The 19,071-nt window shown below is 46.4% G+C and carries 18 protein-coding genes; 12 read left to right on the forward strand and 6 right to left on the reverse strand.

All coding sequences use genetic code 11. The features are described from left to right. Positions 1–289: 289 nt before the first annotated feature. Positions 290–733, reverse strand: coding sequence for a hypothetical protein (locus QUA70_RS18150; RefSeq protein WP_333349083.1), 444 nt, complete (start codon positions 731–733; stop codon positions 290–292). A 63-nt stretch (positions 734–796) separates the two neighbouring features. Beyond that, entirely contained in the window at positions 797–1,201 is a 405-nt protein-coding gene (locus tag QUA70_RS18155) for an NIL domain-containing protein (RefSeq protein WP_333123118.1), read from the reverse strand. A gap of 178 nt (positions 1,202–1,379) precedes the next feature. Between QUA70_RS18155 and QUA70_RS18160 the strand changes: the two genes are divergently transcribed. Then, positions 1,380–1,982 (forward strand): thioredoxin family protein, encoded by a 603-nt coding sequence (locus tag QUA70_RS18160; protein ID WP_333349081.1) that lies wholly within the window; start codon positions 1,380–1,382, stop codon positions 1,980–1,982. Positions 1,983–2,651: 669 nt separating this feature from the next. Here QUA70_RS18160 and QUA70_RS18165 read toward each other — a convergent pair. Further along, a complete protein-coding gene (locus QUA70_RS18165; RefSeq protein ID WP_333349079.1) occupies positions 2,652–3,107 on the reverse strand; it encodes a type II secretion system protein in 456 nt (151 codons plus the stop codon). Between the two features lie 210 nt (positions 3,108–3,317). Between QUA70_RS18165 and QUA70_RS18170 the strand changes: the two genes are divergently transcribed. The 4 genes from QUA70_RS18170 (at position 3,318) to QUA70_RS18185 (ending at position 7,917) form a co-directional block, all read left to right on the forward strand. Next, positions 3,318–4,712: an NB-ARC domain-containing protein gene (locus QUA70_RS18170; protein WP_333349077.1), complete on the forward strand. Its 1,395-nt coding sequence runs from the start codon at positions 3,318–3,320 to the stop codon at positions 4,710–4,712. 323 nt (positions 4,713–5,035) lie between these two features. After that, positions 5,036–5,722, forward strand: a complete 687-nt coding sequence (locus tag QUA70_RS18175; RefSeq protein WP_333349075.1) for a 5-formyltetrahydrofolate cyclo-ligase — start codon at positions 5,036–5,038, stop codon at positions 5,720–5,722. Positions 5,723–5,865: 143 nt separating this feature from the next. Further along, entirely contained in the window at positions 5,866–7,032 is a 1,167-nt protein-coding gene (locus tag QUA70_RS18180) for an RNA-guided endonuclease TnpB family protein (RefSeq protein WP_333329645.1), read from the forward strand. 108 nt (positions 7,033–7,140) lie between these two features. Beyond that, positions 7,141–7,917 (forward strand): fumarylacetoacetate hydrolase family protein, encoded by a 777-nt coding sequence (locus QUA70_RS18185; protein ID WP_333349073.1) that lies wholly within the window; start codon positions 7,141–7,143, stop codon positions 7,915–7,917. Between the two features lie 108 nt (positions 7,918–8,025). On the opposite strand, the gene QUA70_RS18190 is transcribed toward QUA70_RS18185, so the two are convergent. Together QUA70_RS18190 and QUA70_RS18195 are read right to left on the reverse strand one after the other, a co-directional pair. Next, positions 8,026–8,502: a Tic20 family protein gene (locus QUA70_RS18190; RefSeq protein WP_333349089.1), complete on the reverse strand. Its 477-nt coding sequence runs from the start codon at positions 8,500–8,502 to the stop codon at positions 8,026–8,028. 204 nt (positions 8,503–8,706) lie between these two features. Continuing rightward, on the reverse strand, positions 8,707–8,904 hold the full coding sequence (locus QUA70_RS18195) for a hypothetical protein (RefSeq protein WP_006631916.1): 198 nt from the start codon (positions 8,902–8,904) through the stop codon (positions 8,707–8,709). A 168-nt stretch (positions 8,905–9,072) separates the two neighbouring features. On the opposite strand from QUA70_RS18195, the gene glyA reads away from it, so the two are divergent. The 7 genes from glyA to QUA70_RS18230 all read left to right on the forward strand — a co-directional run bounded on the left by glyA (position 9,073) and on the right by QUA70_RS18230 (position 18,521). Next, on the forward strand, positions 9,073–10,356 hold the full coding sequence (glyA, locus tag QUA70_RS18200) for a serine hydroxymethyltransferase (RefSeq protein WP_333349071.1): 1,284 nt from the start codon (positions 9,073–9,075) through the stop codon (positions 10,354–10,356). A gap of 454 nt (positions 10,357–10,810) precedes the next feature. Continuing rightward, positions 10,811–11,866 (forward strand): MraY family glycosyltransferase, encoded by a 1,056-nt coding sequence (locus tag QUA70_RS18205; protein ID WP_333349070.1) that lies wholly within the window; start codon positions 10,811–10,813, stop codon positions 11,864–11,866. Positions 11,867–11,963: 97 nt separating this feature from the next. Beyond that, a complete protein-coding gene (locus QUA70_RS18210; protein WP_333349068.1) occupies positions 11,964–13,220 on the forward strand; it encodes a competence/damage-inducible protein A in 1,257 nt (418 codons plus the stop codon). Between the two features lie 299 nt (positions 13,221–13,519). Beyond that, complete coding sequence (locus tag QUA70_RS18215) at positions 13,520–13,657, forward strand: hypothetical protein (RefSeq protein ID WP_006631912.1); 138 nt, start codon at positions 13,520–13,522, stop codon at positions 13,655–13,657. Positions 13,658–13,762: 105 nt separating this feature from the next. Then, positions 13,763–14,203, forward strand: a complete 441-nt coding sequence (gene aroQ / locus QUA70_RS18220; protein ID WP_333349066.1) for a type II 3-dehydroquinate dehydratase — start codon at positions 13,763–13,765, stop codon at positions 14,201–14,203. Positions 14,204–14,369: 166 nt separating this feature from the next. Further along, on the forward strand, positions 14,370–15,518 hold the full coding sequence (locus tag QUA70_RS18225) for an ADP-ribosylglycohydrolase family protein (RefSeq protein ID WP_333329666.1): 1,149 nt from the start codon (positions 14,370–14,372) through the stop codon (positions 15,516–15,518). A 432-nt stretch (positions 15,519–15,950) separates the two neighbouring features. Continuing rightward, positions 15,951–18,521, forward strand: a complete 2,571-nt coding sequence (locus QUA70_RS18230; protein ID WP_445251651.1) for an HD family phosphohydrolase — start codon at positions 15,951–15,953, stop codon at positions 18,519–18,521. A gap of 36 nt (positions 18,522–18,557) precedes the next feature. Here the strand turns inward: QUA70_RS18230 and QUA70_RS18235 are convergent, their stop codons facing one another. Beyond that, the gene (locus QUA70_RS18235) at positions 18,558–19,034 is read right to left on the reverse strand and encodes a nuclear transport factor 2 family protein (RefSeq protein WP_333349064.1); all 477 of its coding nucleotides are present in this window, start codon (positions 19,032–19,034) and stop codon (positions 18,558–18,560) included. Positions 19,035–19,071 lie beyond the last annotated feature (37 nt).

The following is a 19,071-nucleotide window of genomic DNA, read 5'->3' on the forward strand; positions in this document are numbered from 1 at the left end:
AAGCTTGCACACGCGGAGCGTTCAAACCATTCAAAGTCTTTCTCTGTCGAGGTTTTAGGCTTTTTCGGCAAGCCCTAATTGGGAATTGGGAACGCGGAATCGGCAATTGAGAAGCTGTATCTCACGAGGCTTGAAAACTGCTATGATTACGCCGCAGAACCGGGCATTAATCCGGGGGTGGGGGATTGAAAAAAAATAAGCTGTATTTATTGGTGGACACTCTGATAGTTTGGGGCTAAATCTGCGTTGCGAGTTGTAGAATTTGGTTGGATGAATTTCCCGTTCCTGATTAAGAGAATACGAGCCGGCCTGTTTTTGACCAAAACTCGATCGCTCCGCCCAACGCCACACCACTTAAAGAAATGCTAGCTAATACCGCAAAAGCCCGCCAATTTTTCCAACCAGATATTTGAATATCAAGTCTTGCCAAAGCTACCGCTGAAATCAAGACTAAACAAGTAGCAAAAAGGTGCAGCCAGGCAAAAACTACCACTGCAACAAAAGCTCCTAGAATAATAGAAAGAAAAGCACCGAGATCACTGGAAAACCACCGCATTATTAAGGCTTTTGTTTCTCTCAGGGGGAACGACAAGGCGACAGCCAACACTAAAATAGAAGCTATGGCTAAAAACCAAGTCAGGTGCGGGGGAACATCAAACTCAGATAATTTCCAGCCCAAAGTGAAATAAGTAACAAAAAGTAGAGTTAGGGAAACCCAAGAGTTTTTTTTCATCCTATGGCACAATTAGGGGAACCAGGAAAAAAAGATGATAATCCCGATGAGTTTGTACAGGGCCTAGAGGTTAGTAGAAATAGCTTGCACCGGACAAGTAGGGATGCACTGCTCGCAAACGATACACCGCGATCGAGCAAAACTTAGTTTAAAGCTTTCTGGGTCAAGGGTCAAAGCTTCTGTCGGGCAAACCCCAGTGCACAAACCGCAGTTAACGCAGATATCTTCGTCTATGAGTATTTCCCGGCTGGCTAGGGAAACGCCGATGTTTTGCGATCGCATCCAGTCGATCGCCGCTTCTAGTTGGTCGATGTCCCCTGATAACTCTAGCACCAGTTTGCCCACTTGATTCGGAGCCACCTGAGCACGGATAATGTTGGCTGCAACATTAAAATCCTTTGCCAGTCGATAGGTGACAGGCATTTGGATCGATCGTTGGGGAAACGTGAGTGTTACCCGTTTTTTCACCCTGCAAGTCCTCGGTAATTTACAAACAATCTTTGTTATCTTCTGTTTTAGCGCACTTGGTCTAATTACTGCCTTTAGCACAAATTTTCATGAGATGGGTCTGATTATCTCAAAATGTGCTATAATCTGAATCTATTATTTAAAATAAAAACATAGAAATCAAAGCGCAATTTATTTTATGACCCAGAATTCGCCCAACTCAACTGTCGCCCCCGCCGCCAAAAATCCCGAAACAAAAGTCGCCACGCGTCTCAGAAACTTATTGATCGTGTTAGCAGCGATCGTCCTTTCAATATCCATCTTCTTCGGGCTGCAAACCCAAACGCCGTCAAGCAGTCTCACCGACATGGCCAAAGCTTCAACGCCATTAGAAACAGCTTTGGTAAACGGCAAACCGACACTCATGGAATTTTATGCTAATTGGTGCGGTAGCTGTCAGGCAATGGCTAAAGATCTGAACGAAATAAAACAGAAATACGCCGAACCGATGAATTTTGTGATGCTGAATGTAGACAATGAAAAATGGCTGCCAGAAATCACAAAATATCGAGTAGACGGCATCCCGCACTTTGTCTATTTGAACGACAAAGGCAGCGCCGTTGCTGAAACGATGGGCGAAATGCCTCGCAGTATTATGGAAGCTAACTTAGAAGCTTTAATTTCAGGAAAACCTCTGCCACACGTCCAAGCAGGCGGTCAAGTTTCTAATTTTACTCCCCCCACAGGGCCTGTGAAAACAAGTAGCTCCGACCCCCGCGCCCACGGCTCTCAAGTACAGTAAAAGAAGTCATTAGTCAGTAGTCAGTAGTCAGTAGGAATAAGAGGCGTTGCTGATTTACGGTATGAAAGGCTAAATATGCCAGTCATAGAAACCAGTATTGACAAAGCTTGGGGATTTTGAACTTATTTTTTTCACACCCTGATTAAGCAACGCCAAAATGAGAGCGAGCGCACCTCAGTTAAGGAAGGGCGATCGCGCTTGGGGATGTGATTAAAAAAATGGCGATCGCCCTTTAGGGAAAAAAGGGCGATCGCAGCTTGATTCTCTTACTTATTTTTCACAAACCCCTAATCATCTCTGGGACGGCGTGAGACAAAAACTTTTAATTGACGCGACACCGCCATGAATACGGGCTTTGCCAATTAGTTGTTTCAGCAAATGCTCTACTATTATTGTATTGACTTCTACAAGCCCGCGTCATATCGATTGAAGCGTCCCACGAAGGCCACCCTCTGTACCAGGTAAGGGCGTAGCTACGGCAACGCCATGAGTAAGCGTTTGGGTTATTTCCCACTAATATAGCGTCGAATAAGTATGTATTACTTTGTTGTTGGCAGGCTCTTGCCATATTAATACCGCCAAGCACCCCTGCTTGTGCATTGCTTGGTAAAGACAGAGAAAAAATACTTGATGCGAGAACAGCAGCAGTGAGATTTGGTAATTTTTTAATCATGGCTTGACAGATGCAACTTGGTCGCAAGTTGTTGAAACTACTTGATTTGTATTGGTATAAACCAAAGCTTGTGCATAGGAAGAATCACCTTCCTTTCTCGAAGTTGCTACACAGCAGATAACAGCTTGAACTAACTCCTCTGGATTTTGAGATTTGTACAAACTAGCATTGACTGTGTATTTGTTGTTAGTGCTAAAAACTTGTTCTTCTAATTGTGCATTTTCTTCTCCTGCAATACTTCCATATCCTTCATAAGAGGCTTGTTGTACTCGCAAGCAACTTGCTGTGTATATTTTGGGTTCCACCTGCTTGGCTTTTTGGATTTGCCACAAATATATAGGCAGAGCAATTGCCGATAAAATGCCAATTATTGCGATAACAACAAGCAGTTCAACTAAGGTAAATCCCTCGCTGAATTTATTGTGCAATTCAGGCTCTTTAGTATTAACCATTTTGGCAAAACTAGGGTGTTCATTTAAATTGCTAGGGGTTTAATTATGTATTATCCGTTATTTTTTAGTTATGTTAAATCATAAAATATCAGTAGTTATTAAAATTTTTAGTTAAAATAAGGTCAGAAAATGTCAGAAAATGTCACTGACAGCAGAAAATGTCAGAAAATGTATGCTAAAATAGTCAAAACCTCCATATATACTTAACTAATGGACGTTCAAGAAGTCTTGAGATTTGCCGACGAAATGGTTTTCGCCAATACAGGAGAGCACTTGGACGATCTTCAAAAAGCTATCCTGGGGGGTGTATGGGAAGGTCAAAAATACTCTCAAATCGCAGAAGCATCCTATTGTAGCGAAGGTCACGTCAGAAATATCGCCTCAAAATTATGGAAACGTTTATCAAATGTATTAGATGAAGAAGTAACTCAATCGAATTTACGTTCAGCACTTGAGAGACGACAATTATTCATCATTTCAGAAAATTCGGGAAACGATTTTTTTATTGGTAATGTCAATGTCTGTAAGGATAGTCAATCTTCAGAAATTCCAAAAACCCGATCGCCCTCAGCCCCCACCTCAGACATATCCAAACCCCAAACCAGACTAGACTTAGCAGACGCACCTCACATTTCATCATTGTGCGATCGCACATCCGAACTCGCCACCCTCGAAAAATCGATCGTCCAAGACAAGTGCAACCTGGCAGCCATATTAGGACTCAGCGGCATTGGCAAAACCGCACTTTCCCTCCACCTAATACAAAAAGTTCAGCATAACTTTGAATGCGTCATCTGGCGAAGTCTCCGCCACTCCCCACCCTTAGAAACTACCCTCAAAAATCTCCTAGAATTTCTCTTAAATAAACCAGAAATCGAACTCCCTAGCAGCATCCCCCATCGACTTTCCCTGTTAATGGAATATCTGCGAAAAAACCGCTGTCTCATCATCTTCGACGACGTACAAAGCATTCTTAGCAGCGGACAACTAGCAGGAAAATACCGCCCCGAATGCGAAAATTACAGCATCCTCTTCAGACAAATCGGAGAAACAACCCACAACAGTTGCTTAATCCTCAACAGTTGGGAGCCACCCAGAGAAATTACCGCCTTAAAAGGTGAAAATTCACCAGTCCGTACCTTGCAACTCAAAGGCATAGGTACAGCAGCAGCCGAAATTTTCCGACAAAAAAGTTTACTCAATCCCGAAACATGGGAAAACTTAATTAACACCTACCGAGGCAATCCATTGTGGTTAAAAATAGTCGCCACCACCATTCAAGAAATATTCCGAGGTAGGGTGGCAGATTTTTTAAAATATGATAGGCTATTCTTAGGGGAAGAATTGGCAGCCAACTTAGACCCGCAGATAAATCGTTTGTCAGAATTAGAGAAAAAGCTAATCTCCCGACTCAGCCGCGAAGCAAATTCAGTTTCAATAGAGCAATTGCTACAAAATGCCGAGTTATCGCCCTCGGAGTTATTCAACGGGCTGCAATCTTTGGACAGGCGATCGTTAGTTGAAATAGAAGAACAGGAGAATGAAACGCTATTCAGCGTTTGTCCTGTGGTAAGACAATATGTAATATCAAATCCAGTTTGTTGATACTTTCCGACAGTCCGACAGTCCGGCAGGGGTTTCAACCCCTGCCTCAAAGCTAAAGTCGGTTAAAACTGAGATGTTGCACCATTGTCAATAAGCCTTTTATGAACGGGCTCTGGGGCCCGTTCCACAAGAAGAAAATCTACTCTTTGTGGAACAGGCATCTTGCCTGTTCTTGAGAATGGTGCAAGATGTGAGTTAAAACCGACTATAGAATGTGATGAAAATGCAATTAATTGTAGTCCTCTTTTAGAGGACTTTCGCTGTGAGACAGGGTTTTCAACCCCTGTCGGACTGGAAGTCAAACGAGAGATTCGATCGGAAATATGAACACTCCTGAACCTTCATTAACTAAAACTGAATTAAGAAAATCGCTCCTCAACACCCGCAAATCTCTATCAGCACAAGAATGGAGAGAAAAGAGCGATCGACTCTGCAACCACCTACAAAACTCGCCCCTATTTGAAAGAGCAAAAACAGTCCTCGCCTACTTTAGTTTTCGCCAAGAACCAGATTTAAGTCCCCTATTTACGTCTTCTGTGGAGCAGGCAAGATGCCTGCTCAATTCTGTGGAGCAGGCAAGATGCCTGCTCAATTCTGGAGACAGGCAAGATGCCTGTCCCACAAATGCCATTCACACCCCTAAAAAATGGGGATTTCCCCGCTGTGTCGGCAAAGAGCTATCTTGGCACATCTGGCAGCCCGGAGATGCTTTACATACTGGAGCTTATGGCATACTCGAACCCCTGCCGGATGCTCCTAAAATAGATTACTCAGAAGTAGATTTAATGCTCGTACCCTCAGTAGGCTGCGATGTTCGCGGCTATCGCTTGGGCTACGGCGGCGGCTATTACGATCGAATGCTCAGTTTAGCTGAGTGGGAATCAAAAGTTACGATCGGCATTATCTTTGAATTTGCCTTGCTCGCCCAACTACCAGTTGACTCCTGGGACAAACCGCTGCGCGGAATTTGCACGGAAAGCGGGTTAAAAATAATACAGCAAAAATCTTAAAGGTCGATCGAGCAATAAATTTTCAGAAATTATCCCTAGATCCCTGTTTATCGAAAATTTGGGTCTAGAACCCCGTCCTAGAAGGACGGCTTTACTTTTTTGATAACTTGGTTTACCATAATACTGCTAGTTTAGTAAATGCAATGCTAAAAGCCTACAAGTACAGAATCTATCCGAGCAACGAGCAAGCAATATTACTTGCCAAGTCGTTTGGTTGTGCGCGTTGGTTTTACAATTTTGCTCTTAACCTAACTAGCGAAACTTACAAAGCAACTGGCAAGGGATTAAGTCGTAACGACATCATAAACTTGCTTCCTTCCTTGAAGAAAGAACATGAGTGGTTAACAGAACCCCCATCACAATGCTTACAGCAGGTAGCATTAGACCTGTCGAGTTCTTTTCTGAACTTCTTTGAGAAGCGTGCTAATTACCCAACATTTAAAAAGAAGGGTAACAAACAATCCATCCGTTTTCCTCAAGGCATAAAGTTAAACGGAGATTACCTGATTCTTCGCAAATTGGGTAAAGTTCACTGTAAGATATCTCGCTTATCAGAAGGTAAACTTAAGTCAGTCACAGTATCACTTACCCCATCCAGTGAAGACTATGCTGCTTGTCTCTATGAGGATGGTAAAAATATCCCTGTCTCATCGTCAGAAGGAAAAGCCGTTGGGATAGATATGGGAATAACCCATTACGCCATTACGTCTGATGGGACTAAGCATGGCAACCCTAAATATTACCGACGAAAATACGAGATCGGGCTAGCTAAAAGACAAAAGCTACTTAGCCGCAAACAAAAAGAATCTAACAACCGTAATAAAGCTCGTAATAAAGTTGCTAAGGTTCACGCAAAAATTACCAGATGCCGTGAAGAGTTTCTCCACAAGCTAAGTCATAAGTTAGTTGACGAAAACCAAGTCATAGTAGTAGTAGAGAATCTAGCAGTTCGGAATCTGGTCAGAAACCACAAATTAGCAAAATCTATTAGTGATGCTGGATGGGGTCAGTTCTGTACCATGTTAAAGTACAAGTCTCAATGGCAAGGTAAAACCTACATCGAAGTAGATAGATTCTTCCCTAGTACAAAAACTTGTAGCAACTGTTTACATCAAGTTAAAGAAATCCCTTTAGATGTAAGAGTCGGGACTTGTCCTCATTGTGGCACTACACCTGACAGGGATATTAACGTCGCTCAAAACATCAGAGATGAAGGTTTACGAATTTTGGCGGGAGGGCATCTCGCTGCTGCTTCTGGACAACGTGTAAGAGCATCTAAAGGCACTGCTTTTAGAGGCAATGTTGGATGAAGGAAGAATCCTCGTACCTGATAGTCGAGGAGTTGTCAAATATATTCTATTTAGGACTTGCACAAGTCTTTTTGAATCTAGAATCTAAAACCTAAAATCTAAAATACTATGGCCCAGCGCTACGTTCGAGTTAAAACAACACAGGGACACATCCATTACGGTTTACTGCAACTGGGCCACAGCGTTCAAGTATTTGATGCACCTCCCTGGCTACAAGGACAACCAACGGATTTGGAACTTTCACCAGATACTTACCAAATTCTCGCCCCGTGCTCTCCCTCAAAAATTGTAGCCGTAGGCAAAAATTATGTCGATCACGCTGCTGAGATGGGAACCCCAGTACCTGCTGAGCCCCTGCTGTTTTTCAAGCCTCCGAGTGCAGTCATCGCCGCAGGTGGAGCGATTCGCTATCCGCAGCAGTCGGAAAGGGTAGACTACGAAGGAGAATTGGCCCTGGTAATTGGCGAACATTGTACCAACTGCACTCCCGAACAAGCACACGGCAAAATTTGGGGCTATACCATCGCCAACGACGTAACAGCCAGAGATTTGCAAAAGCGGGACAACCAGTGGGCTAGGGCCAAAGGGTTCGATACATTTTGTCCCTTGGGGCCTTGGATTGTCCGCGAATTGAGTCCTGCTGCACAATTGCAGACTTTTATCAATGAGAGCGATCAACCAGTACAGTCATCCCCGATCAATCGCATGGTATTTTCGCCAGACTTTCTCGTCTCCTACATCAGTCAAGTAATGACCCTTATTCCCGGCGATGTGATACTGACTGGAACGCCGCAAGGAGTAGGGCCGCTACAAATAGGCGATCGAGTCCGAATTGAAATAGAAGGCATTGGTAGTCTTGAAAATACAGTAGTTATTGGTTATTAGTTATAGGGCATTGGGCATTGGGCATTGGGCATTAGAACCAACAAATAATAACCAACTAACAACTGCCAACTGCCAACTCTCAACTGCCAACTGCCAACTGCCAACTGACTATCGTACCTGCATATAAACAGCATCCGAAAGCGGAGGAATCTCTGCATAGCGTCCCAAAAGCGACTGCACGACTGCATAGACAAATGCAGCAAAAGCGCCCAAAAACACCATGTTATAAAGAGTTTCCGCAATAAATGCGACTTGGGGGCCTTTATCAAAAATCCCCAAAACTAGGCCGCAGAGCATCAAAACAATGTCTAAAAGAATCGCCTGCATCGCATTAAAACGAATGAAGTGACTGATGTTTTCGTTTCTAACTACCCCTAAATACAGGGCAAAGAAAATAATCAAGCTAGCGAAGGGCAAACTATAAATCTGAAGCAAAGGAGCTAGCGGGACAAAAAACAGTCGCAAGACAGGAAACTGTGGAAACAGATACCTGCTGCCAAACGCCAGCCCGTCAATTAGGGGGAGCAAATAAGGCAAAGAAGCAAAAATCCGGTCTGGAACAGTTGTAGACCCGCGCCAAGTCATAATGAACTCTCCTGAGTCGATCGGTGAACTATTAATTCCTATTAAAATCAGCATAACGCAGCAGGCTCAGTTCCGACTCGCCCGGAATTTGCTCATTTGTGGGCGGATAGCAGCCTCAAGTACCAGATGCAGGGGAACTTAGATTGAGTCGGGTTAATAGTCACCATGCCCCATGCCCCATGCCCCATGCCCCATGCCCGATGATTATTTAATATTGGCAATGACGAAGCCCATTTGACACTCGTACCGATCGGGCAAATTTTCCGTAGGTTTAGCAACTGGATGGCCACAGCGAAGCTCTCCACCGCTCCAGCGCGGTTGGCCAGTGCGATCTGCCAGCAAACAACTTTGGCAAACACACTGAGGGGCAAGCATCTGATTTTCCATTAGAATTACTAACATTTGATACCTCCGGCAGGTTTCACACCAGTAATTTCATTGTATGTCAGGAGTTGGGGACAAACGGCTTAACCTGAACACAACGTAATATTTATGTCAATGGTGCGAAATCCGTAGTACGGTATAAGATCCCCAATTCCCAGTCCCAAAACTGTCAAGAGGTTGATTATTGTGACGGACACTAACTTAGAATTCCTTTCCAAAACCGATCCGCTCATTGCCGATTTAATTGGGCAAGAGCTCCAGCGGCAGCGAGACCACCTAGAACTCATCGCCAGCGAAAACTTTACCTCCGCAGCGGTAATGGCAGCTCAAGGCTCAGTGCTGACCAATAAATACGCCGAAGGATTGCCAACGAAACGCTACTACGGCGGCTGCGAATTTATTGACGGTATCGAGCAAATTGCGATCGATCGCGCCAAACAGCTATTTGGAGCCGCTCACGCCAACGTCCAGCCCCACTCCGGCGCTCAAGCCAACTTTGCAGTGTTTTTGAGCTTGCTGGAACCCGGAGACGGAATTATGGGCATGGATTTGTCCCACGGCGGACACTTGACCCACGGTTCGCCGGTCAACGTATCCGGCAAATGGTTCAAAGCTTTTCACTACGGCGTCAGCCAAGAAACAGAACAGCTCGACTATGACGAAATTTTGGCACTCGCCAAAGAAAACCGACCGAAATTGCTAATTTGTGGCTATTCAGCATATTCGCGAATTATCGACTTTGAGAAGTTTAGAGCGATCGCCGACGAAATCGGAGCCTACCTGCTCGCCGACATCGCCCACATCGCCGGCTTAGTCGCCACAGGGCACCACCCCAACCCCCTCCCCCACTGTCACGCAGTCACCACCACCACTCACAAAACCCTGCGCGGCCCCCGTGGTGGCTTGATTATGACTAATGACCCGGAATTAGGTAAAAAGTTTGACAAAGCAGTTTTCCCCGGCACTCAAGGTGGCCCCTTAGAACACGTCATTGCGGGCAAAGCAGTAGCTTTCGGCGAAGCCTTAAAGCCTGAATTTAAAACTTATTCCGGTCAAGTAATTGAAAATGCGCGCGCCTTAGCGGAACAGTTGCAGCAGCGGGGTTTAAAACTCGTTTCCGGCGGCACGGACAATCATTTAATGCTAGTTGATTTGCGATCGGTAAACATGACAGGCAAGCGAGCCGACCAATTAGTCAGCGGTGTGAATATTACTGCTAATAAAAATACCGTGCCTTTCGATCCGGCATCGCCCTTTGTCACCAGCGGTTTGAGACTTGGTTCGCCGGCGATGACCACCAGGGGAATGGGAACAGCAGAATTTACCGAGATTGGCAATATTATTGCCGATCGACTGCTAAATCCAGATGATGAAAGCGTCGCAGCCGACTGTCTGCGTCGAGTAGCAGCACTGTGCGATCGCTTCCCGTTATATCCTCACTTGTACTTGAAAGTGCCGGCATTAGCTTAATTTTCCTGATCGGCAATGGGAAATTGGTAGTTGGAAGTGTACGGGTAAAAGGGTAAAAGAGCAGGAAAAGATTGAGAGTTGCCCGTAGCGATATTGACAAGCGGTTTTCACCAAAAATATCGATCGCCAATACGGTTTTTAGTAAAGATATTTGTCGGGTGGGGCTGGTTTGACTAACGGTATTTGTCGGTTGCGAAAGATACCGCTCAACTGGGCCCGCTCGCCAAATATCGACTTTTTTGCTCGCGAAAAAGTCGATATTTCAAATCGTTAATTCGAGAGTTATGAATGAACAACCTGACAATTCGCCCCAGGGCAACTGCCATTGCGGCCAATCTCCGACTCCCAAACCCCCAGTCGCTCTTCAAGATGTTTCCTTGTTATAAGCCATCTGAAATGTAGTAGACTCTGCCTGACAGCCTAATTGCCCCGCACTATTTAAAATTGATTTCAGATGCCGTACCAGTATCTGTACCACATACTCGCTTTCCTGGTTTCTGCGATCATCGTCCTCTGGAGTACACCAATAGTCAAAAAAATTGGTCTCAAAAGCGGGCGAGTTGATCGGCCAGGCGAGCGAAAAGTCCATAAGCGCCCGATGGTGCGCTTGGGAGGAGTTTCCATCTTTCTCGGCACTATCACTGCCCTCTTATTTGTCTGGCTCTCAGGAGGCTTCATCGATGCTAACGGACAAGTTCTCAATCCCAAAGACGAATACGAAATTTGGGGAGTCACCCTCGGCGGCATCGGATTCTTCCTCATCGGTTTAGCAGACGACCTATTTTCGCTCTCGGCCTTAAAACGCTTGCTCATGCAAATTGGCGTATCCAGCATCGCTTGGATGGCAGGCGTACAAATTGAGTTTCTCACCCTTCCCTCCCTGGGACTGACTAATATTGGCTGGCTGAGCTTGCCAATTACCGTGATTTGGCTCGTCGGCATGGCCAACGCCATCAACTGGATTGATGGTTTAGACGGTTTAGCTGCCGGAGTTTCAGGGATTGCAGCAGTTGTAATGCTGATTGTCAGTCTGGCGATGCACCAACCGGCAGCGGCCCTGATTGCAGCGGCTTTAGCTGGCGGGGCCTTGGGATTTCTGCGCTACAACTTCAATCCGGCTCAAATCTTTATGGGAGATGGCGGGGCTTATTTTATCGGGTTTACTCTCGCTGGAGTAGGAGTAATTGGGTTAGTTAAAACTACGGCTGTTACTTCTGTGTTGCTGCCATATTTAATTTTAGCTGTACCGATTTTAGATATGTCGGCGGTGATTCTCGATCGACTTCGCAACGGCAAGTCACCGTTTATTGCTGACAAGCGCCACCTCCACCACCGACTTTTACAAGCCGGACTATCCCATCGATTTGCGGTTTTATTTATTTACTCGCTGACACTGTGGGTGGGAAGTTTAGCCCTAGCTTTTTCGCTTCCGAGCGGCGTAATTTACGCTATGGGTGCAACAAGTTTGCTGGGCTATGCTAGCTGGAAAGTTTGGAGACACGCTCGATAGTTAGTTGACTGTTGACTGTTGACTGTTGGCTGTTGGCTGTTGTCATTCCCCAATTAATTCTCCAATCTAAAATCCAAAATCTAAAATCTAAAATTGAATGGTTGCTGAAATTATTTGTGTTGGCACTGAATTGCTGTTAGGGGATATTCTTAATAGCAATGCCCAGTTTTTAGCCAAAGAATTAGCGAGTCTGGGAATCCCTCACTACTATCAAACAGTGGTGGGGGACAATCCAGAACGTATCAAACAAGTTTTAGAAATCGCCGTCAGTCGATCGCAACTTTTGCTCTTCACCGGAGGCCTGGGCCCCACACCAGACGACCTGACAGTCGAAACGATCGCCGATTTTTTTGGGGTTCCCCTCATCGAAAAGCCGGAAATTATCGCAGATATCGAATACAAATTTGCCCAGCGCGGACGCACCATGAGTCCCAGCAATCGCAAACAAGCTTTAATTCCAGAAACTGCGGACATTCTGCCAAACCGCAGCGGTTCTGCACCGGGCATTATTTGGCAACCAGTTTCTAACGTGACAGTAATGACATTTCCCGGCGTACCGGCGGAAATGCACTTGATGTGGGAAGAAACCGCCGTTCCTTACCTGAAAAATGGCGGCTGGTGCAGCGAAACTATTTACAGCCGCATATTGAAATTTTGGGGCATTGCTGAGTCGGCATTGGCGGAAAAAGTAGATAGTTTTCTGAATTTAACTAATCCTACTGTGGCTCCCTACGCCAATCACGGCGAAGTCAAACTGCGGATTTCGGCCCGCGCGGAGTCGTCCGTGGCTGCGAAAAACTTGATTGAGCCGATCGAACAACAATTGCGACAAATTGCCGGCTCGGACTGTTACGGTGCTGATAGCGATACCCTGGCTTCGACTGTCGGCCAATTGTTGCTCGATGCGGGGCAAACTCTTAGCGTGGCTGAATCCTGCACGGGAGGTGGATTGGGGGCGATGCTGACTGGTGTTCCCGGCAGTTCGAGCTACTTTTTAGGCGGAATTATTTCTTACGATAATCGAATTAAGGAAGGATTATTAGGTGTTAATCCGCAAGATTTAGCCGAATTTGGGGCAGTCAGCCACCAGGTGGCAAAACAAATGGCTGCGGGAGTTCGCGCCAGCCTCAATACAAATTGGGGATTGAGCATTACAGGCATCGCCGGGCCCGGAGGCGGCACAGATGCTAAACCTGTCGGACTGGTTTATGTTGGTTTAGCAGGGCCCCACGGCGACGCAGAAAGTTTTGAATACCGCTTTGGCGATGCCAGAGGCCGCGATTGGATTCGGCATCTGAGTAGCTGTACGGCGCTCGATCGCCTCCGGCGTAAATTATTGTTGGCAAAAGCGTAGAAAAAATCCCACGATTGGTCAATTGTCAACAGTCAACCGTAAACTTAAGCTTTATTTAACACTCTCTACTCCGAGATAGTTCGGCAATATTCCGCTGGCCTCTTGATTATCTGTAAAGATTCGTTATGATAATAAGATAGGACTGATTGGCCAATATACTGACTCTCTCCATTGCTCAAAATAACTAGCAAGCGAGAAAGCAAGTTTGACCTTTGGTTTCAAAGTCGTGCTTGCTTATTTTCAGATATTTAGCCGTCGGTTTAGCAATCTAGACTATAAAAAAAGGAGCTATCCGTTCAATGGAAGACATTGAAAAGGTGCTGGAACAAATTAAAGAATGGGTTCGCAAGCTGATAGAAGGACTGCTGAGTCCCGAACCTGAACCGGAACTCGAACCGATTCGTATTCCTGTCAACCAACCCAGGAATCGCAGGTAGTCGAAACTGAATTAGAAGTTTGAGGTTTGAGGTTTGAGGTGGCAGACTGGTTCTAAATCCCATGTCAAAACTCTCATAGTTTTTGTTGCGCTGGAAATTTTAAAATTGTTAAATATCTTGGTACTTCACGGCCCTAATCTGAATCTATTGGGTCAGCGAGAACCTGGAGTTTATGGTTCTGCGACTTTAAATGATATCAACAAGTTGCTAGAACGAGAAGCGCAAGCCCTCCAGGTGCAAGTCTCCATTCAGCAGTCGAATCATGAAGGGGTCTTGGTGGATGCAATTCACTCGATGTTAGGGCGGCACCAAGGCTTATTGATTAATGCTGGAGCTTATACTCATACGAGTGTGGCAATTAGAGACGCGATCGCCGCGGTGAATATCCCTGCGGTAGAAGTTCATCTGAGCAATATTTACCGGCGGGAAGCTTTTCGCCACCACTCGTTTATCGCAGCGGTGGCGATCGGGCAAATCAGCGGTTTTGGATCGGAAAGTTACCTGCTGGGGCTGCAAGCTCTAGTTAGTTACCTGATTAAAAATTAAAAATTTACCGATTGTAGCGATCGGATGAGGGCAGGTTTTAGATGGAAAACCAGCCCTTATATGTTTGGGTTTAATTCCAATTAATCACAAGAATTTGGCAAAAAAGGATACAAAAAAAAATATAAATTATAAATTACCAATTACTAACAACTTGAGTTAAATTCAAATGCGGCATTCCCTGTTGAGCAAGTTTCAAGGAACCATCCTGGGTGCAGTTTTAGGAGACTCTATAGGCCTGCAATACCAAAGGCAACTCGTGGGTATTCCCTCGCAAACAGAAGACTTGGATTCGATTTTACCCCTGACGAAACACCAACAATTGACCATAGGTGGGGCAACATTCGCGTTGAATTCCCTCAATAGCAAAATCCCAAGTGGCAAAGACTCATCCGCCTCCGGGAGACTTGCGGTGGCGTGTGCTCAAAGTTTAATTCGGTGTAGGGGTTTAGATTTAAAAGATTGGCGCGATACTTGGGAAGCATTTGCCAAGTCGGAAATCTACCATCCGCCAAGCACTGAGTTTGAAAGCATCTTTAATCCTTGTGAAGCTGCCGTTGCGGCGTTGCCTGCTGCGATGTTTTTTCACGAAAATAAAGCCAAGCTGCGAGAAAAAATCATGCTGGCGATAGAGGTTTGGCCAAACGAAAACAAGCCAGAATGGGAAACAGCAATTTTAGCCGTAGGATATACGATCGCCCGCTCTCTCAAAGAAAGACTTGACCCCGCGACAGCGATCGAGGAAACAATTGCCTACGTGAAAACAGAGAATGCCCTAACAGAGCTGCTGCTGCAAGTACAAATACTATTAGAAAAGGGAGCCGATTTAGAAACAGCCGCAACTCACCTGTGCAAAAGCGCCACAGCTTTTCGAGAAAGACAGGACGAGGGCAAGAAAAAAATACAAACAAAGTCAATTGTCAACCCAGGAAATTTGATTCCCATTGCCCTAGCTTTCTACTGCTTTTTGAACACCCCAGAAGACTTGCGCTTGTCAGTGGTGCGTGCTGCCCGCTGTGGCATAGCTGGACAAATAACCTGTGCTTTGACGGGAGCTTTGTCTGGAGCCTATAACGGCGTTGCTGCGATTCCTGTAGAATGGCGACAGGTATCTTCGGCTGAGGTTAAATCGCAGCAGCTAGCCGAGGGTCGAGAACCCTCGCTCTGGGGAACTGGCAGCGATGCAAAAATTGTAGAGTTAGCAAATAACCTGTTTGCTGTTTGGGCAGGAGTTTACAGGCCCGATGCCGGACTGGATTCTGCAGCACTAGCCCGATCGGTGGCTGCACCTTATGTCATTAGACCTCGTAAAATATAAAGTTGGGAGCTTTCAACGGTAAGGGGAAACCAGAAATTAGCAATTAGCCATTAACAACTCAAAAGGGAAAGTGGAAGGAGAGCTACAATTAAAGATTAAAAAGTGAAAAATTAAATGTGAAAAATTAAATTGGACGCGCCTGCCCCAACAAGCCAGGTTTAAACGAGAATATGGGGTTGGAAAACGAATAATCTACGGAGAAACACGGTTTTTAGCCCTCGCGCGCGAGTTCTGTTCAAGATAGACAAGGGAAGCAAAGAAGCTGCTTGCGTTGTTGGCTACCGTCGGGAAAGCCAACTTCTGGCGATAGTCAGGCAAAGTAGCCTGGGGGGTTGAATATTCAGCCACGGTAGTTCGGATAAACTCAATCAAGATGCCTAGTCAGAAATTCTGACAAAGCTGCTGGATAACAGTGATATATCTTCGACACAAATGAATACGCTCTCCTCATTGATGCGGCAGATTGAGCAGCTAGGGGCTGCACGCTCACTGCGCCAACACATTGCTAAAGTGCAAAATGGCGACAGCAAAGTACATACCGATCGCGCTGGCGGGTCTCTCCTGAACCGTTTATCGCGCCACAAATGGGCTCCGCCCGAGACTTTTACTAGATTTTCAAGTAAAACCTCCAAATCAAGCCTCAAAAATCAAGCTCGTTCTCCTATGTTGGCGCTCGTAGCTGTAGTTTCTCTAAGCAGCACTCTGGGCCACCGCTTTTACAACCAGCCGAAACTGGATGTGGGTACGAAAGCTCCTCAGACGATTAAGGCTCCTGCTACTGCTAGCGTCCCGGATTACAAAACTACTGAAGAACAGCGGAAAGCAGCGCGGATCGGGGCTGTAGCGATATTAATGCTAGATCCGGAGGTTGAGCGACAAATTTATCAAGAATTGCAACAATTTTTGCAGCAGGGGAGCGAGCTGCGGAGGGCGGTAGGCTTGTTTCCGTTTGCGAGTACCTCGGCGCTCTCAAATGCGGCTCAGGTTTACTTGCGGAGCTGTCCTGAGTGGGAGTGGCGATCGATTTTGGCGCAAGCGGGTGACAAAAGTGCAAGTTCCGAGCGATTGAGTGTGAGTTCCCCCGCAGTTGCTGGGCAGACGGAGAACAAGTCTCGGCAGGATGCTATCGCTCAACTGCAAGCTTACAGCCGATCGGTTCGGGCAGCAGACTTTCAAAGCCTGACAGACAGTATTTCCGAGGCTCGTCGGCGCTATCTCAATGCTGTGGAGGCGCTGGAAAAACCGTCGGTTTCCCGGTTGCCACAGATTTACGATACCTCCCTATTTGATTTGTCGGATGCAGCTTGGCAGAAAACGCAAACGGGCATGACTCGGGCAGCAAAAAGGATGGTGGCTCAAGGTATCCCGCAGGGGTTGCCAAAAGAGATTTTGAAAGAAGCTGTGAAGCTGCAAGTGGCTGATGAAGTGCCGTTAGAGTCCCAAGCTTTGGCGGTTGAGGGTTTAACAGCGATTTTGCAGCCAAATCTGGTGAGAGATCGCGAGGAAACCAAACAGCTAGCTGAATTAGCGGCGCAAAAGGTGAAACCGGTGATGATCGCAGTAGATCAGGGCGAGATAATTATTGCACAAGGAAAAGAGATCTCGCAGCAAGATTTCGTGTTGCTGGACTATTTTGGTTTGAGTCGCCGGGGGGTGAATTGGCTGGGGCTGACGGGTTTTGTTTGTTTAGTCGCGGGGGCAATTGCGATCGTACTGCTGGTGGAAAGGCACTACCGCTTGCGCCGGAGAGATCATTTGCTATTGCTGCTGCTGACTTTGAGCGCGCCGGTGCTGGTGAGTTTGGGGCTACCTTGGACGAGTTTGCCGGCGATCGGGATTTTAGCGGGCGGCTTCTACGGTTCGGCGGTGGGAGTGACTGTGGTGGGGCTGCTGTCGGCGCTGCTGCCCATTGGCTTAAATGTGGAATTGATTCATTTGGTGGCTAGCGGGGCGGGGGGATTGCTGGGCGCTTTTATGGCCGGGCGGCTGCGATCGCGCGAGGAATTGGCTCTTTTGGGCTTAGCTCTTGGGTTGACTCAGGGGACGGTTTATCTGGTGGGGACTTTGATTGCCAGCGCCGCTGTCGGTGCGATTTGGTACGTCGTGCTCGGTACTGTGGGCGCGCAAAGTTTGGCCGGTTTGGCTTGGAGCGTTGTGGCGATCGGCATCAGCCCTTATTTGGAACACGTTTTTGACTTGATTACGCCGATCCGGCTGGCGGAACTTGCCAATCCCAACCGCCCGCTGTTGAAGAAATTGGCTGCCGAGGCTCCGGGGACTTTTCAGCATACGCTGTTTGTGGCGAGTTTGGCGGAGGCTGCGGCCCGGGAACTCGGCTGCAATGTTGAGCTGGTCAGAGCTGGAACATTATACCACGATATTGGAAAAATGCACGACCCGCTCGGATTTTGTGAAAATCAAATGGGTGGGGGCAACAAACACGATGAAATTAATGACCCTTGGGCGAGCGCGGAGATTATTAAAAAGCACGTTACCGAGGGTTTGGTGATGGCGCGGAAGCATCGATTGCCGAAGGCTATTCAGGCGTTTATTCCCGAGCACCAAGGTACGATGTTAATTGCTTATTTCTACCACCAAGCGCAGCAAATTGCTGCAAAAGAAATAGAAGATTTAAAGATTGCTTTGCCAGAGGCGGATAATTCAAAGTTAATCATCCAAAGTCGGGAAGTGAGGGAGGAGGATTTTCGCTACGACGGGCCGATTCCGCAGTCACGGGAAACGGGAATTCTGATGGTGGCGGATTCTTGCGAGGCTGCTTTGCGATCGCTCAAGGATGCTACTCATGAAGAGGCTTTGAATATGGTTAATCGGATTTTAAGGGCTCGCTGGCAGGATAATCAGTTGGTCGATTCGGGTTTGACTCGTGAGGATATGTCTCTAATTGCGGAGATTTTTGTGCGGGTTTGGGAACAGTTCAATCACAAGCGGATTGCTTATCCTAGCGCAGTTTTTACTCCCAGGAAGGAGAAAATTTTAAGTTAGGAAAAATAAGCTGACATTTCAGTGGTGAATTAGATTTTATTGCGATGTACCCCGCAAAGCGCCATGCACTTGAGTATTGCCGCTGACAATTACCACAGTTTGCTTGATTCCTGTGATTAGCCAATGTCTGTCTCTTTGAATCAAGGAGTGAAAATAGTTACCTCCTGTATCCAGCCGATTCTGTCCCGATTCGCGATCGGGGTCAAGTCGATAAATGCGGTACACAGATTTACATTGGGCAGCATCCCTTTTAATAGTTACCTCGTGATTTGTGCTGACGTGCAGCGTTCGCAAACCGGCAAGACCTTCTACCCGCTGTTTTATGTATTCTTCTGCGGTTACTCGTCGGGGAGTTTCACCTCGAAATTCTGAGTAGTCGATATCTATTTCGTCTGCTAGATGCGATCGCAATTTTTGCCAGTCTTGGGCATCGATCGCATTTGCACAAGCGATGATAGTATCTACGACCGCAGCGCGATCGATAATCCAGCGGATGTCTGGCAATTCGTACATAAAAAATAAATTTTGTGAGTTGTGAGTTCCAAAGATT

The organism is Microcoleus sp. LAD1_D5, from assembly GCF_036702115.1.
Classification (GTDB): domain Bacteria; phylum Cyanobacteriota; class Cyanobacteriia; order Cyanobacteriales; family Microcoleaceae; genus Microcoleus.

Bases quoted from the DNA above. Each gene is read 5' to 3' on its own strand.
- QUA70_RS18150 (WP_333349083.1), bottom strand. From the start codon at position 733: ATGAAAAAAAACTCTTGGGTTTCCCTAACTCTACTTTTTGTTACTTAT.
- QUA70_RS18160 (WP_333349081.1), top strand. From the start codon at position 1,380: ATGACCCAGAATTCGCCCAACTCAACTGTCGCCCCCGCCGCCAAAAAT.
- QUA70_RS18165 (WP_333349079.1), bottom strand. From the start codon at position 3,107: ATGGTTAATACTAAAGAGCCTGAATTGCACAATAAATTCAGCGAGGGA.
- QUA70_RS18170 (WP_333349077.1), top strand. From the start codon at position 3,318: ATGGACGTTCAAGAAGTCTTGAGATTTGCCGACGAAATGGTTTTCGCC.
- QUA70_RS18175 (WP_333349075.1), top strand. From the start codon at position 5,036: ATGAACACTCCTGAACCTTCATTAACTAAAACTGAATTAAGAAAATCG.
- QUA70_RS18180 (WP_333329645.1), top strand. From the start codon at position 5,866: ATGCTAAAAGCCTACAAGTACAGAATCTATCCGAGCAACGAGCAAGCA.
- QUA70_RS18185 (WP_333349073.1), top strand. From the start codon at position 7,141: ATGGCCCAGCGCTACGTTCGAGTTAAAACAACACAGGGACACATCCAT.
- QUA70_RS18190 (WP_333349089.1), bottom strand. From the start codon at position 8,502: ATGACTTGGCGCGGGTCTACAACTGTTCCAGACCGGATTTTTGCTTCT.
- QUA70_RS18195 (WP_006631916.1), bottom strand. From the start codon at position 8,904: ATGTTAGTAATTCTAATGGAAAATCAGATGCTTGCCCCTCAGTGTGTT.
- QUA70_RS18205 (WP_333349070.1), top strand. From the start codon at position 10,811: ATGCCGTACCAGTATCTGTACCACATACTCGCTTTCCTGGTTTCTGCG.
- QUA70_RS18210 (WP_333349068.1), top strand. From the start codon at position 11,964: ATGGTTGCTGAAATTATTTGTGTTGGCACTGAATTGCTGTTAGGGGAT.
- QUA70_RS18215 (WP_006631912.1), top strand. From the start codon at position 13,520: ATGGAAGACATTGAAAAGGTGCTGGAACAAATTAAAGAATGGGTTCGC.
- QUA70_RS18225 (WP_333329666.1), top strand. From the start codon at position 14,370: ATGCGGCATTCCCTGTTGAGCAAGTTTCAAGGAACCATCCTGGGTGCA.
- QUA70_RS18230 (WP_445251651.1), top strand. From the start codon at position 15,951: ATGAATACGCTCTCCTCATTGATGCGGCAGATTGAGCAGCTAGGGGCT.
- QUA70_RS18235 (WP_333349064.1), bottom strand. From the start codon at position 19,034: ATGTACGAATTGCCAGACATCCGCTGGATTATCGATCGCGCTGCGGTC.